Here is a 13,180-nt window from a genome sequence, read left to right on the forward strand (position 1 = left end):
AACGCCTGCGGCGTTAGTCCGAGTCCGGGCACCACTATTTAAAGAACCTGCCCACAAGGCGGTTTTTTGCTTTTGGGGAGCCAGCACTAGCTTCCCTTCAAAGTCCCCTCCCCCTCTCTGCCAGAAAAAATTCATTGCCAGGGATTTTGCCTGCCCCACGCTCTCTCGCATCAATTGCCTGAGCGTAGGTCCGCTTGTTTTGCGGGAAAAGCCTTATCACCAGCGTCGTTGAAAAAATAAGCTATTTGTCGGTTAGTAGGGAAAGATAAAAAAAGCCGAAGAATTTTAATAAACTTATAATGTGGCGTATTTCTCAGATTGTTTATGAATGAGTAAATAAATTAATACCTATTAAAATGCAAAAAAACACTCTCGACAATTATTATTTCTGGCGTAAGCAGCAAAAGGAATGAAGATGCTGAGTAACGGAGCAAAAGATTATAAAGCTAAGCTATTTGAAAATCATGATGAGAATATTCATTTTCTTTTGAATACTCCACTCTCCCTTCAGCGCCAGGTCTGGGAGTCTGCAGCCATAAAGGCAACACTACCTGCGGGTGTATGCATCGAAACGGTTAACGATACAGAGATAACTGCGGAATGGATTTCATATCCCGATTCGATAAATACCAGGATTATTCTCTATTTCCACGGCGGTGGAAATTCTCAGGGATCGTGTCTGACTCACAGAAAACTCGCTGCCTGTCTCGCACAATATTCTGGTTGCCGAACTCTGGTACTGGAATATCCTCTGGCGCCAGAAAATCGATTTCCAGCGGCCTTATTAAATTGTCATCAGGCCTATTTATGGCTGCTTGCTAATGGTTATTCAGCAGAGGACATTATCCTCGCGGGAGACTCCAGCGGTGGTGGACTGGTCATGTCGCTTTTACTCCTGTTAAAACAGCATCAAGATCCTTTGCCGGACTCGTCTGTTCTGCTGTCTCCCATGTTAGATTTCACACTTTCTGGTAAGAGCATAACGCTGTGTAAGGATCTCGATCCGCTGCTTTGCATAGAAGACCTGATAATGACCGTGAAATACTACTGTTCGGACAGTGAACGAAGCGATCCTCTTGTCTCTCCCCTGTTTGGTGATTTGTCTGGACTTCCTCCCGTATTTATTCAGGTGGGAAGCGAGGAGTTATTGCGCGATGATGCATTACGCCTCTCCCGATATGCTAAAAAGGCTGGGATGCAAGTTGAGCTTGAGATATGGGACGGGCTCTGGCATGTATTTCAGTCATCGGTGGGAAAGGTACCTGAAGCGGATGAGGCGTTACAAGCCGTAGCTAAATTTATCCGAAGCAGAGAGTCATTGCCGTGAAACGTGGCTCTCAACAATACTATGCGCCCCCATAAAATATACGCGATTTTGTGACTCTCTATTTAGAGGCACAACGAAGGTGGTCCATCTCTTTCTCTGACTGACAACAGATACCTCTTCCTGTGCCTCTTTTCCTGCTTGATAATACCTCTACGCATAATCATTTGTCCTTGTTATTTAATAACTCGCCCAGAGCCGGTAGATTTCAGGCGTCAATAAAGATCAGCCTGCTCGAGGATTTCCAGGGTTTTCGGTAGCGCGTCACGCCATGGTCTACAGTCGCCAGGCTTAATGTTGGGTTTGTTTTTACCATGAAAGTCACTGCCGCAGGTCGCCAGCAGCGATTTATCCAGCGTGTAGTGATAAAGTTCGCGACATAGCTCCTCATCATGATAGCTGGAGAACACTTCCACGCCGCGTACGCCAAGCGGCAACATCTGGTCAATCACCGCCAGCGGCTTTTCCTTCACGTTAGCGCCGATATGCGCAATGACCGGAATGCCGCCGTTGTCGATTATCAGCGCCGCCATCTCCGCCATCGGCGGCAATTCCACCGTCACCTGGCAGGGCTTGCCTCGGCCAAAAAAGTCCCAAAAAAAGTTAATTAACGGCATATCGCTGCGCGCATTCCCCGCGCGGTAAGGCAGCAGCAGATCATGATTCAGGTTGCGCGCATCCTCTAAAATAAGTTCTGCCATCTCCTCTTCCTGCGGGACCCGATCGCCGGCCATAGCATACAGGCGATCTTCATCAACCTGGAACCCCAGCGCCCGCAGTTTCTCCAGCTTTAGCGGCGTCGCGGCAGTTTCCAGACGATGGAAGTTGTGTTCGACGGCATCAAAATCCCGGCTGTCTCGACGAAAACCGTAGCCCAGCAGATGATAATTATTGCCCGCAAACGCGCAGTCGATTTCAATCCCGGTCATCACGCTTACGCTATTTGCTCTGCCATAGCGAATAGACTCCTCAACGGATCGCGCCGAGTTGTGATCGGTTATCGCCATGGCCGCAAGATTCGCCGCTTTAGCCATGGTAAGCAGATCGCTGACCGGGAAATCGGCATCGTTGCTATATGCCGAATGCATGTGCAAGTCGATTAATTTCATGACTTCTCCTTTAAAAGTTTTAACATTACGCCGCTGATCGCCTGCTTTGCCCTGTTAAATCGCCGATGGTTAACGGATAGCTTTGTTTTTCAGGAAGCTAAAGTCCGTTAACGGCCCCTGGAACAATCAGGCACATCGCTTATGGCAACACACGTTCAACCCTCAATAGAAATAGATTCTTCGCAGAAAGAGGAATATGGTCTGAGGTTATTATAATTTCGAGAGAAGCGAAGTCGGCTATCTATCTTTTTCACTAACATATCGGTGGACTCTTCATTCAGGAGTTTGCAAACGTACCGGGTATCAAGGCGCAGAATTCTGCATGCCTCAAGCGTTGGGCAGAAATTCATAGAGTGGAAAGTAATTTGCTTCTCAGTTCTGTTCACCACGGGCATTTCAACCTCTGCAGCGTGGAATCGCGTTATAAGTAAGCGGTGTGCGGTGTCTAATAAATGGCTATCGCCAATATTCAACCCGGCTTTATTTTGGCAGAACCATGCAGTACGGCGGGCAATGGAATCCGCGTTCAGCGCCTTAAGGTCTTCATCGGTTGCGTTGCGCAGATGATTAATTTCGCTGCGAACGTCAGCACGATAGAGAATTGCGCATTCCCGCCGCAGAATACCTTTATGAACAATGACCTCTGTGCCCGCCTTATCAAAAGCCTCGACGCACTGAAATGCAATCCGCCGCCGCCCTTGAGCAAGTGCATCCTGAATAGAAAAACCAAAAGCTATTTCGCTTATCCCGGACCAGGCGATGGCAAATGCGCACATAGGACAAGGCTCACTGGTGGATATCAGTATGCACCCGTTTAAATTTTTGCCAATTTTTTGGCTGGCAATTTTAATCGCGTTGATTTCAGCATGTGAGGTTGCGTCTCCCTCTGTTTCCTCATAGTCATGCGCCGCCGCAACCATCTCACCATCCTTGATGATAACGGCGCCAAAACCTTTATTCCCCTCACGCAAACTCTCTTCAGCTTCACCAATGGCAACACGCATCCAGAATTCTAGCTCCATAACCCCATTCATAAAACCACATCCCACGAGTGAATTTATTTATGGCACCTGGTGACAAGTGCTATACGCTGCGTAAAAAGATAAGATGATTAATACGCATGAGATTAGTAAAGCACTAATCACAACCACGATATAATGACGCAAATCAACGTTAAGATTATTCCAAGCACATTAAAAGACGATTATTATTTAATAAGGAATTTTCCAAATGTTATTTATATCTTATCAGACACCTCAAGAAAATCACACAACTCCTTGTTTACTATAAGTTTTACCATTTAATATGAGTAAATAAGAAAATTTAAGACGAGATAAGTTTGAATTTCTGAACAATCAGATATAGTCATTGAATACGACACATCATGAGTGAAATGCTTACGGGAGTTATCATGGCTATCTTCATCATCAGCAATAACCAGTATCTTCGAGATGGCATTATCTGTGTCGGACAATATAACGCGATGGAAATCAAAAGCTGTCAGTGTGACGACCCGCAACTCGATCGTTTAAACTATGAAGATATTGTTATCCTGCATCTGAGTTTAGAAAACAAATGCAACGCCAGCAAACTTTCCTCGTTAAACCAGCGATGCAAAGTATTACTGATTCTGAGTTCGTCGCAGCATGCACTCATCTGTGATGCAGATACCGTGATAAATGCTAAAGCGCCGCCGGAAGTCATAATGAAAGCGCTCCGCTGCCTGATCAGACGGGTTAAGTGTAAACCGACCAAAAACCAGCGCTTAAGCAAAATTGAAAAAATCATTCTCAACAAAAGCCTTGAAGGTAAAGATACGCATGTTATCGCTGAATCTCTATCGCTCACCAGTAAGATCGTCAGCAATTACAGATATGTGGCCTGTCGAAAAATTGGCGCAGGGAAGCTAACTGATTTACTCATTATAAAAGACCATTTAAAGGACGATTATGCCAGATAATTGTGGATGATAAGCAAGCCTGACTCATCATCCGTACCGTTAATTAGCACAATACAGTAGCGGTCGTGACCCAATTTTTATCAGAAAGCTATGCTCATTTTGCTTTGAAATAATATAGCTTATTTTTTCATTTGGATAAACGTAAAAGTCAGGCAGGATGCTGGCCAGGAACTCATCCGACACGGAGTCAATGTTACCGTATCGGTTTATTTCTCTGGAGTGGAAATGGTGAGTTTCATGATTTTTGACCATATCATAGATGACATCTCTTCTGATATGGCCCTGCAGTTTCCCGCCATCCAGATAGCTACCGCTGACCGCAACGGTACCCTTACCTTCAGCAAGTGAATACATGAAATTTAAGGTCAAATTAGTTTGTGTATTATCCTTGAAGACCACGAGCGATGCCGTACACTCTTCCTTATGATGTATTTTATCGTTCACAAAATTATAGATCCCCCCTGCCAGAGCGCCAGAAATAAAAAAGCCAATCACAATTTTTATTCTATTCATGTACAATTCCACGAAAAGAGAGCGTAACACATCCGGCAGAAGCCTTCGCGGTGTAACTTTTCCTGCAAATAAACACTATAAAACCAGGAGTCATCTGCGACATGGAAAAATAAACAAAGGGATACTTCTTGCAGTCCAGTCCGGATTTGAAAATCAATGACTTATAACTATTAAATTTATCAATGCTGGCATGATTATCATCTATGGTATAAAAATGACATCCGCGATCGCTTTCAACTAATGTATAGCTGCTAAAAAAGGGCTTTTCATCATTAAAGTGCCAGAGGTAATGCAGAGAAAAAAAGCCCGCCAGTAAACTCAATGCCATAATCAAGAGTGTGACAGCCTTTGAGCGGGCGTTTTTCTTATCAGCCGTATGCACGGTAGCCACAGATTCAGTGGTTGCTTTTTTTCCCGCAACGCTATCCTGCACCGCGAGAGATGCATCAGCAGAACCTACTGAATCTAAAGATATTTTTTCACGTTTTTCAATGTTAACGTTGGCATTGATATGAAAACCTTTACGCGGCACCGTCACGACTAATGAGTTATCCGTTTCTCCGACATCGCGCAGTCCGCGCCTGACAATCGATATGTTTTGATACAAGGTATTTGCAGGAACCAGGATCCCCTCATCTTCCCAAACTTTTTTAAAAAAAGTCTGCTGGCTGACCAGCTCCGGTGAGGCTTCCAGTAAAAGAACAAGACAGTGGCTTGCCGGAGCCGTCAATGTGACGCTCAGCGCCGGGTTTTTCAACGAGATTAACCGCTTATTTTCAGGCCAAAATTCTATATTTTTGTTTATGATCCAATACATATGCTATTCGCGGCTGATATGTTAAAAGAGGTTAAAAGGGTAAGGAGGTGATCAGTGTAGCTGGAATTACATGCATTATAGCTAATTATATGATTGAAAAAACATATGTGACGTTTTAATTTTTAATGCTGAGTCTTTTCGGCTGTCAAACTTCACCAAAAACGTCCGCGCCCATAAACGTATTAGCCGGTTAATGGTTAAAAATTTACGAAACGTCGTGATTAAAAATGTAGGTTTAAAACGAATAAACCCTGAAACTACAATCAGTTATTGCCCAACGAAGGTGTTTTTATCAGTCCCGTCGGCGTGTTAGCGCTAATGGTCAACGCTATCCTTAGCGTCAAAAGAACATAGCGCCCGGGCGTCGATCTTTTTTATCCCCGTTAAGTCTATTGTTTTTTACTGTCGGGAGCCCGTGGTTCCCTTCTGACTGGATATAACAAATATTTATCATTCCAGCCTGCCACGCTGAGGGGAAGCGTCAGCACAGCATAAGTTAAGCACGATCCTTACCTCTTCTTTATTCATTATCGCCAACCTTATCCGGGAATTTTTCATGTAATATCTGAATTCACACCCGGTAAATATTCGTTATATCTTAGCTATGTTATGCTCTATTTTTAAAAAGGAGATGCTATGTTTTCTTATATTATGCTGGGAACCAATGACCCTCAAGCTTCCTATAAATTTTATGCGCCTTTGATGCGCGTGCTTGGCCATCCTCTCGATGGGCGTAGCGAAAAAGGCGCCGCATGGGGAACGTTCAAAGATAATCATACTACCGGATTATGCGTTGGAATGCCGTTTGATAATCTCCCCGCCACCCGAGGTAATGGCGTCATGGTTGCATTGAATGCGGTATCCGTTGAAATGATCCAGGAACTTTATAGATTAGCGATTGAGAATGGTGGCGAAGATGAAGGCCCACCGGCTTTTCGTCCGCACTACGGCGCTGATTTTTATAGTGCCTACGTTCGCGATCCTGACAAAAACAAAATCGCTTTTGTTTTTTACGACCCGGCAAAAAAAGCGATGGTTTAAAATCAGTTCATCCGAATAAAATGCCTATTCGTGTGATAGCGATTTATTTTAGCGGGTCAGCAAGCCGGGAGGTCGATGCAATGGCTTCCCGGTTGAACAGCGAAACGGCGCGCCCCTGTCAATTACAGAAGAGGCGACATCGATTAACGACAGGCAATCGCATCAAGCTGAAAGAGCATACCTGTGGCCCCGCCAGCATGGGCAAACTCGGTTTGAATTGATTTTCTGGCGGGATAATGGCCGTTGAATCGCTGACGCATGACTTTTTCCATTAATGGGATATTCCATACGTCGCGAAACAGAGCATCAATTTTTACGACTGACTCCAGCGTCAGGCCGATAGTGTTAAGCCTTTCGCTCAAATTATCGAAAGCGCCATTTATCTGTTCCTCGATGGGCTTCCCGATGTTACCAATACAGTAACTCACAAAGACCAAACCACAGGATTCGACCACTCCGGATATTGCCCAGCTTTCATTAATTTCGTGCCTTATAATCTTACTCATCATTGATCCTTTTAAATTTTATATGACTGAAAGCCAAAATCAGGTCACGATTTGTGAGTGCATGGCAAAAACGCGCGTCCCGTGACGTATCATAAAAAAGCCATAGCGTAATATCCTGGTTTCCCTGTGTCAGGGATAAACCCGGGACGTGAAGGTAAAATACAGTTTTCTCAAGGAAATCATCTCATTTAATGCTAAAAACTGTCACGTGCTGCCACATGAAATGCCCTTAAAAAACCTTAAAGGTTCTTAAATACATTTAAAGCCCCAAAATAGAACATCACAACCGATTGATTATAAATAACATTATCGATTTCATCCCTCGCTATTAAAATAATAACAACAGGTATTATGAAATATTAATAAACAGTCAAGGCAAGGCACCTTGTTAATATCTATTTAAATTAAGCGAGATTTTTAAACAAAATTACAACATAAAACCCAGGACATTAACCTGTAATAAAGCCCGCCCTCAACCGCCCCCCCTGTGGTTCGATAATAAAAAACCAGATAAATGAAGAGGTAATGTTATTAAGCATTTTGATAAGTACGCTTTGTGCCGTTTTTAGCCGGCAGCAAAAAGTCATGCTGCAACTTTTATATGCCAGGAGAGGGATTTTTCCAGGCGTAAATTATGAACGATCAAACATTCTTAATAAGACGTTTTCAGGTGCATAGAAATAACGGGATCGTTATGTTGTTACCCAAGGCCATTCATGTGATATGGCTCTGTGAAACTTTATAGCAATATGCGCCGAATGACTTCGGTTGCTTATATTAAGGATAATGATGTATGAAAAAATTATCAGCAGTTGCGTTTGCATTTGGTCTGTTATCTGTGTCTGCATCTCAGGCACTGGCTGCAGATGCCACCGTTAACTTCAGCGGAACCATTCTTCAGGAAGCCTGTAGCGTAGCTACCTCGAATAATACTGTAAACGTTCAGCTCGGCACATTCGGTATCGCGCAATTCCCGACTGTGGGAACGACGACCCTCCCGGTTCCTTTTTCCATTAACTTAACGGGTTGTCCGGCATCAGGTGGTCCGACTGCCGCGCTGGTTACCTTTTCAGGCGCAGCGGATGCGGCAGGCGACCTGGCACTGACCGGCGGTGGCGCAACCGGTGTATCGATTAATATCAAAAAGGCTGACGGCACCAATATCGATATTAACTCCGCCGATTCTGGTATTGCGTTGACATCTGCCGCTACGCAGCAGCTCAACTTTACGGCTAATTATATCAGTACCTCAGCCGCTGTCACCGCGGGCCAGGCTAACGCCGTAGCCCAGGTAAATATCTCTTATATGTAAATATGTAATATGGCGGGGGTGCCAGCGCCCCCGTTAGTGGAGTATTCATGAAAGCGTTCCTTTTTTTATCTTTATTTTTGGCTTCAGTCTCAGTTAGCACTAGCAGCGTTGCAGCTGTTTCTGTCGGGGGCACTCGTCTGGTTTTTAACGGCAATGAAAAAGAGGCTTCCATTACTGTCAGTAACTCAAACAAAGGGATTCCGGTACTTATTCAGTCCTGGGTAGACCGGGGGGAGCATGACAAATCTAAAGCTCCATTTACGATCACGCCACCATTGTTTCGCCTGGAACCAGGGCAGGATAATACCTTACGCGCTATTTACAGCGGCGAACGACTCCCGGATGATCGCGAATCTTTATTCTGGCTCAATATTAAAAGCATCCCGTCAATTAAAAAAGAGGACATGCGCGAAAACACTTTACAGCTGGCGATTAAAAAAAGGCTGAAATTTATTTACCGCCCCGCATCAATTAAGAGTATACCGGAAGAAAGCGCCAGCCTGCTTAGCTGGAAAAGAGTAGGTAATCAGATTCAGGTTACTAACCCAACGCCGTTTTATATGAACTTTGGGATGATCAAGGTAGGAGGTCAGATGTTTAAGCCTGTGCTCCCTGAACAAACCTATGTAGCGCCCAAATCAGAGCTGTTAATTACTATTCCATCCGGTGCGGCCAGCAATAGTGTTGACTGGAAAATAATTAATGACTACGGAACGAGTGGCAAAGAGTTTCACGCCACATATTAATTCTCACCGATGTTTTTGTATAACAGGTATGGAATTTTGCGACAGATAAATTTCACTGCGAAATATACATCCCTTTTGATTATCATTACGCTTCTGAATGTTCCTGATAAATCTTTTGCGGATGAGTATTTTAATCCTGCCTTGCTTGAGGTTCGGGATGGTGTTTCAGAGCGTACAACCGACCTCTCGGTCTTTGAAGTCGCCAATGGTCAGCCTGCGGGAAAATACCGGGTCGATATCTCAGTGAATAATGAGATGGTGACCGCCGAGGCCCGTGACGTGATGTTCTCGAAAACTGCTGATGGCAAGCTGGAACCCTGCGTTACCCTGGAGGAACTCACCCAGTGGGGGATTAATACCGCCCCGTTTCCAGAGCTGCAGGACAGTAACAGCGAATGCATTAAGCTGGACGCTATTCCAGACGCGTTTACTGACTTTCAGTTTAACCGACAGCGGCTAAACCTGAGCATTCCCCACGCGGCATTAAAGGCACGCAGTCAGGATGAAGTGCCCGTCGAGCTTTGGGATGAGGGGATTCCTGCCGTGTTACTCAATTACAGCATGAACAGTTATCAGAGCCAGTATAACGGTGCTGATACCTATAAAAGTACGTACCTCAACCTGCGGCCGGGAATAAACATCGGGCCGTGGCGTCTGCGCAACTACACCACCTTTGAGCATAGTAATCAGAGTGGAAGTAAATGGGACAACGTCTACAGCTATCTTCAGCGGAATATTATCTCTTTGCGAAGCCAACTGACGTTAGGTGACAGTTCCGCCCCTTCTGATGTCTTCGATAGCGTACCGTTCCGCGGTGTTCAACTAGCCTCAGATGATGACATGCTGCCTTCCAGCGTACGCAACTATGCGCCTGTAGTGCGGGGGATTGCCCGCAGTAATGCCCTTGTCACCATACGCCAGAACGGATACGTGGTTTATGAAACCAAAGTGGCGCCGGGAGCATTTGAAATAACGGATCTCGCCTCTACAGGCGGGGCAGGCGATCTTGACGTCACGATTAAAGAAGCGGATGGAAGCGAACAACATTTGATTATCCCCTATGCCTCTTTGCCTGTGCTGCAGCGCGAAGGGAAATTTCGTTATAGCGTAACGGGCGGTCAGTTTCGCGCCTATGATCCGCAAACGGAAAAAAATCTGTTTGTGCAGGGAACCGGTATTTATGGTCTCCCGCTCGGTTTTACGCTGTACGGTGGGGTGCAAAACGCAGGCAGCAAATACCAGTCTTACGCTCTGGGCGTGGGCAAGAACATCGGCGCATGGGGCGCTTTTTCAGCCGATGTCATCCACTCGGTGTCAGCGCCGACGGATACGGGCAGGCAACAGGGTCAGTCGCTACGGGTGCGCTATAGCAAAAATTTCCTGCAAACGGGAACAAACTTCACCATCGCCGGTTATCGCTATTCAACCTCCGGATTTCGCTCGCTGGAGGAGACGCTCGGCACCTACAGAAGCGATAGTAACATTCCATCATATGTTACTGACCGCCGTCGTAACCGGGCTGAGCTGTCGGTGAATCAGGATCTTGGCGCCAATTTTGGCGCGTTTAATGCCTCCTTGATCAGTGAGGATTACTGGCATAACAAACGTAACAGCCTGTCGGCGAACCTGGGGTACTACAAAAACTTCAACGCCATTGGCATCAGTTTGAACTACTCCTGGAACCGCAACACCGGCCTGTATGGCCATGCCGATCAGGATAATGTTGTCTCTTTTGAAATTAATGTGCCTCTGGATAAGTTTCTGCCCCAGACTTACGCCTCCTATGGCACAACCCGGACGAGTGGAAACGGGACCAGCCATAACCTGAGGCTCAACGGCTCGGCATTTGATGATGGCAGCCTTGACTGGGGCATCAACGCCACTCACTCCAGCCATAACGAACAACTGGTAGGAGCAAATGCCAACTGGCAGACAAGCTATGGAACGGTAAATGGTTCTTACAGCCACAGCCGTGATACCCGGCAATTGGGGTACGGCATCGCCGGCGGGCTCGTCGTTCATGAAAATGGTATCACCCTGTCACAACCCTTAGGTGAAACCATTGGCTTGGTAAAAGCACCGGATGCCGAAGGCGTCGGTATCAATAACTATAGCGGCATCACTACGGACAGCCGCGGCTATGCGGTTGTTCCTTACCTGACCCCGTACCGCCGCAATGATATTAGCCTGAATAGCAAGACCCTGCGGGACGATACCGATATCACCTATATGACCAGTAAAGTTGTCCCCACCCGCGGGGCACTCGTCAGAGCAGAGTATAAAACGGCCATTGGCCACCGCGTCCTGATGACGTTAACGCTGCCCGGCGGCAAACCAATCCCCTTTGGGGCGGTGGTATCGCTGCTTAAAACAGAGGGAAACACCTCTATTGTCGGTGACGGTGGGGAAGTATTCCTGAGCGGTTTACCGCAAAAAGGAACTCTGCTTGTGCAGTGGGGCAACGGTCAGGGGCAGGAAACCACCTGTCAGGCTGATTATATCGCCCGTAAACCCTCTGGCGCATCCGGTCTATGGAGCGCGACGAGCGTCTGTCAATAATTCTGCGCCCTTGGGCGAAGTAAATAGCACGCCTTACGAGGAAGAATAGAATGAAGTGGTTTGTTTTTATGTTCGTTACTACCGTAACGGCACTCACCGTCACCCCCGAGGTTAAAAGCGGATCGTTTGATCCAGTAACCGGCGCTTATACTACCGATCCGATAACCGTCACGCTGACGCCAAAGACCGTTACGGCCAGCGCGTCGGTAATCCCTGACGGTGAAAAAGTTTTTTGGGCACCCGCCATCGGTAGTGGTAATTATGTTCAAGAAAATGGGCTGATTTACTGGGGATCGCATACTTATAGCATGACAAGTAACACTGTCGCCACAGCTGCCGCCGCCTCAATTAATGCCAGGGGAACCTGTACTGCAACCGCCAGCGGTGCATCTCTTACCATAAACGGCTGCTTCACCTTTAAGGTCAATTACGATATACGCATGGGCAAAGGTGCCACATGTAAATCTTTTTTCGGTTCGGGGAATGAACCATACGTTATAAGTTCGTTTGGTACTTTCGTTCAATTGAAATCTAATAATAATGGGTCACAAAGCACTCGATCCTTGACCCGTCCAGATTCAGCAAATGTCGGTGTAACAACGCTTACTTACCCACGTCAGACTTTCACGACAATGCCATCATCATCCTCCTACGATACAAATCTGCAGGCTACACTTTCTGCCGCAACGCCACCAAGTGTCTTTCTTTACTGCACTGTAACGCAAGGCGCCCTTACATCTTTGGCCAGTGGATCGACAATCAGCCATTCTTTTATACTGGTGCCTTCAGGCAAACGACCCGCCTACGCCCCGACGATCAGTTATTCACCGGCCTTACCTATCACCAATACTATCGCCGTTAATATACGCAATATTGCTGCGATAGAAATTCTCCCCAGCACGGTATTCAACACCGGAACTATCTCCGCGTGGCGCACCACCTATATGGAACAGCCGCTTACCGTAACCGGGCAGGGCAATTTAACCCGCAAGTTTGGCGCATCAGAAAACTTTAACGTTATTGAATCCTGGACCTGCGCGACAACAGGGCAAATCGATTTTCGAATAATGCGCGACAATACCAACACCAATGTCTGTTCAGGGGCAACCTATACCCATACCGTGCAAACGCCACAGTCGTTGACGGCACAGTGGAAAGCGTTAAATCAGACCTCATCAGGCGCATGGAGCGCGGCGGCAACGGTCACTTTTACGCTGCCCTAGATCATGCCCGGCATCGCTTTATACTGGCGATGCCGCCGATTGCAAGAGCGCGCCCCGCCTGTCGCTCAAA

12 protein-coding genes are annotated in these 13,180 nt (G+C 46.4%); 7 read left to right on the forward strand and 5 right to left on the reverse strand.

Going from position 1 to position 13,180, the window contains the following annotated elements; genetic code table 11:
- Positions 1 to 415: 415 nt before the first annotated feature.
- The gene (locus HMPREF3178_RS18430; protein ID WP_004115583.1) at positions 416 to 1,327 is read left to right on the forward strand and encodes an alpha/beta hydrolase; all 912 of its coding nucleotides are present in this window, start codon (positions 416 to 418) and stop codon (positions 1,325 to 1,327) included.
- A 212-nt stretch (positions 1,328 to 1,539) separates the two neighbouring features.
- On the opposite strand, the gene HMPREF3178_RS18435 is transcribed toward HMPREF3178_RS18430, so the two are convergent.
- Together HMPREF3178_RS18435 and HMPREF3178_RS18440 are read right to left on the reverse strand one after the other, a co-directional pair.
- The gene (locus tag HMPREF3178_RS18435; protein ID WP_017145426.1) at positions 1,540 to 2,433 is read right to left on the reverse strand and encodes a PHP domain-containing protein; all 894 of its coding nucleotides are present in this window, start codon (positions 2,431 to 2,433) and stop codon (positions 1,540 to 1,542) included.
- Positions 2,434 to 2,588: 155 nt separating this feature from the next.
- Entirely contained in the window at positions 2,589 to 3,455 is an 867-nt protein-coding gene (locus HMPREF3178_RS18440) for a nucleoside deaminase (RefSeq protein WP_227499096.1), read from the reverse strand.
- A gap of 389 nt (positions 3,456 to 3,844) precedes the next feature.
- Between HMPREF3178_RS18440 and HMPREF3178_RS18445 the strand changes: the two genes are divergently transcribed.
- Positions 3,845 to 4,393 (forward strand): LuxR C-terminal-related transcriptional regulator, encoded by a 549-nt coding sequence (locus HMPREF3178_RS18445; RefSeq protein WP_004105759.1) that lies wholly within the window; start codon positions 3,845 to 3,847, stop codon positions 4,391 to 4,393.
- A gap of 39 nt (positions 4,394 to 4,432) precedes the next feature.
- On the opposite strand, the gene HMPREF3178_RS18450 is transcribed toward HMPREF3178_RS18445, so the two are convergent.
- Together HMPREF3178_RS18450 and HMPREF3178_RS18455 are read right to left on the reverse strand one after the other, a co-directional pair.
- A complete protein-coding gene (locus HMPREF3178_RS18450) occupies positions 4,433 to 4,906 on the reverse strand; it encodes a hypothetical protein (RefSeq protein WP_004105761.1) in 474 nt (157 codons plus the stop codon).
- Positions 4,899 to 5,723, reverse strand: a complete 825-nt coding sequence (locus tag HMPREF3178_RS18455) for a winged helix-turn-helix domain-containing protein (protein ID WP_004105763.1) — start codon at positions 5,721 to 5,723, stop codon at positions 4,899 to 4,901. The genes HMPREF3178_RS18450 and HMPREF3178_RS18455 overlap by 8 nt, the downstream gene beginning before the upstream one ends.
- Positions 5,724 to 6,359: 636 nt before the next feature.
- Here HMPREF3178_RS18455 and HMPREF3178_RS18460 point away from each other — a divergent pair.
- The gene (locus HMPREF3178_RS18460) at positions 6,360 to 6,764 is read left to right on the forward strand and encodes a VOC family protein (protein WP_004105765.1); all 405 of its coding nucleotides are present in this window, start codon (positions 6,360 to 6,362) and stop codon (positions 6,762 to 6,764) included.
- 143 nt (positions 6,765 to 6,907) lie between these two features.
- On the opposite strand, the gene HMPREF3178_RS18465 is transcribed toward HMPREF3178_RS18460, so the two are convergent.
- Complete coding sequence (locus tag HMPREF3178_RS18465) at positions 6,908 to 7,273, reverse strand: RidA family protein (protein WP_224226463.1); 366 nt, start codon at positions 7,271 to 7,273, stop codon at positions 6,908 to 6,910.
- Between the two features lie 790 nt (positions 7,274 to 8,063).
- On the opposite strand from HMPREF3178_RS18465, the gene HMPREF3178_RS18470 reads away from it, so the two are divergent.
- The 4 genes from HMPREF3178_RS18470 to HMPREF3178_RS31355 are packed head-to-tail and all read left to right on the forward strand — an operon-like array spanning position 8,064 to position 13,110.
- Complete coding sequence (locus HMPREF3178_RS18470; protein ID WP_004105769.1) at positions 8,064 to 8,582, forward strand: fimbrial protein; 519 nt, start codon at positions 8,064 to 8,066, stop codon at positions 8,580 to 8,582.
- A 47-nt stretch (positions 8,583 to 8,629) separates the two neighbouring features.
- Positions 8,630 to 9,328, forward strand: coding sequence for a fimbrial biogenesis chaperone (locus tag HMPREF3178_RS18475; RefSeq protein ID WP_004105771.1), 699 nt, complete (start codon positions 8,630 to 8,632; stop codon positions 9,326 to 9,328).
- A 36-nt stretch (positions 9,329 to 9,364) separates the two neighbouring features.
- Positions 9,365 to 11,887 carry a fimbria/pilus outer membrane usher protein gene (locus HMPREF3178_RS18480; RefSeq protein WP_017145424.1) on the forward strand — a complete coding sequence of 841 codons (2,523 nt, stop codon included), beginning with the start codon at positions 9,365 to 9,367 and terminating at the stop codon, positions 11,885 to 11,887.
- Positions 11,888 to 11,937: 50 nt separating this feature from the next.
- Positions 11,938 to 13,110: a hypothetical protein gene (locus tag HMPREF3178_RS31355; RefSeq protein WP_174545007.1), complete on the forward strand. Its 1,173-nt coding sequence runs from the start codon at positions 11,938 to 11,940 to the stop codon at positions 13,108 to 13,110.
- The last annotated feature ends 70 nt before the right edge of the window (positions 13,111 to 13,180 follow it).

This window comes from Klebsiella sp. HMSC09D12, assembly GCF_001808475.1.
GTDB lineage: Bacteria > Pseudomonadota > Gammaproteobacteria > Enterobacterales > Enterobacteriaceae > Klebsiella > Klebsiella oxytoca.

Coding starts and splice junctions, on each gene's coding strand:
- HMPREF3178_RS18430 (WP_004115583.1), top strand. CDS start 416: ATGCTGAGTAACGGAGCAAAAGATTATAAAGCTAAGCTATTTGAAAAT.
- HMPREF3178_RS18435 (WP_017145426.1), bottom strand. CDS start 2,433: ATGAAATTAATCGACTTGCACATGCATTCGGCATATAGCAACGATGCC.
- HMPREF3178_RS18440 (WP_227499096.1), bottom strand. CDS start 3,455: ATGGAGCTAGAATTCTGGATGCGTGTTGCCATTGGTGAAGCTGAAGAG.
- HMPREF3178_RS18445 (WP_004105759.1), top strand. CDS start 3,845: ATGGCTATCTTCATCATCAGCAATAACCAGTATCTTCGAGATGGCATT.
- HMPREF3178_RS18450 (WP_004105761.1), bottom strand. CDS start 4,906: ATGAATAGAATAAAAATTGTGATTGGCTTTTTTATTTCTGGCGCTCTG.
- HMPREF3178_RS18455 (WP_004105763.1), bottom strand. CDS start 5,723: ATGTATTGGATCATAAACAAAAATATAGAATTTTGGCCTGAAAATAAG.
- HMPREF3178_RS18460 (WP_004105765.1), top strand. CDS start 6,360: ATGTTTTCTTATATTATGCTGGGAACCAATGACCCTCAAGCTTCCTAT.
- HMPREF3178_RS18465 (WP_224226463.1), bottom strand. CDS start 7,273: ATGATGAGTAAGATTATAAGGCACGAAATTAATGAAAGCTGGGCAATA.
- HMPREF3178_RS18470 (WP_004105769.1), top strand. CDS start 8,064: ATGAAAAAATTATCAGCAGTTGCGTTTGCATTTGGTCTGTTATCTGTG.
- HMPREF3178_RS18475 (WP_004105771.1), top strand. CDS start 8,630: ATGAAAGCGTTCCTTTTTTTATCTTTATTTTTGGCTTCAGTCTCAGTT.
- HMPREF3178_RS31355 (WP_174545007.1), top strand. CDS start 11,938: ATGAAGTGGTTTGTTTTTATGTTCGTTACTACCGTAACGGCACTCACC.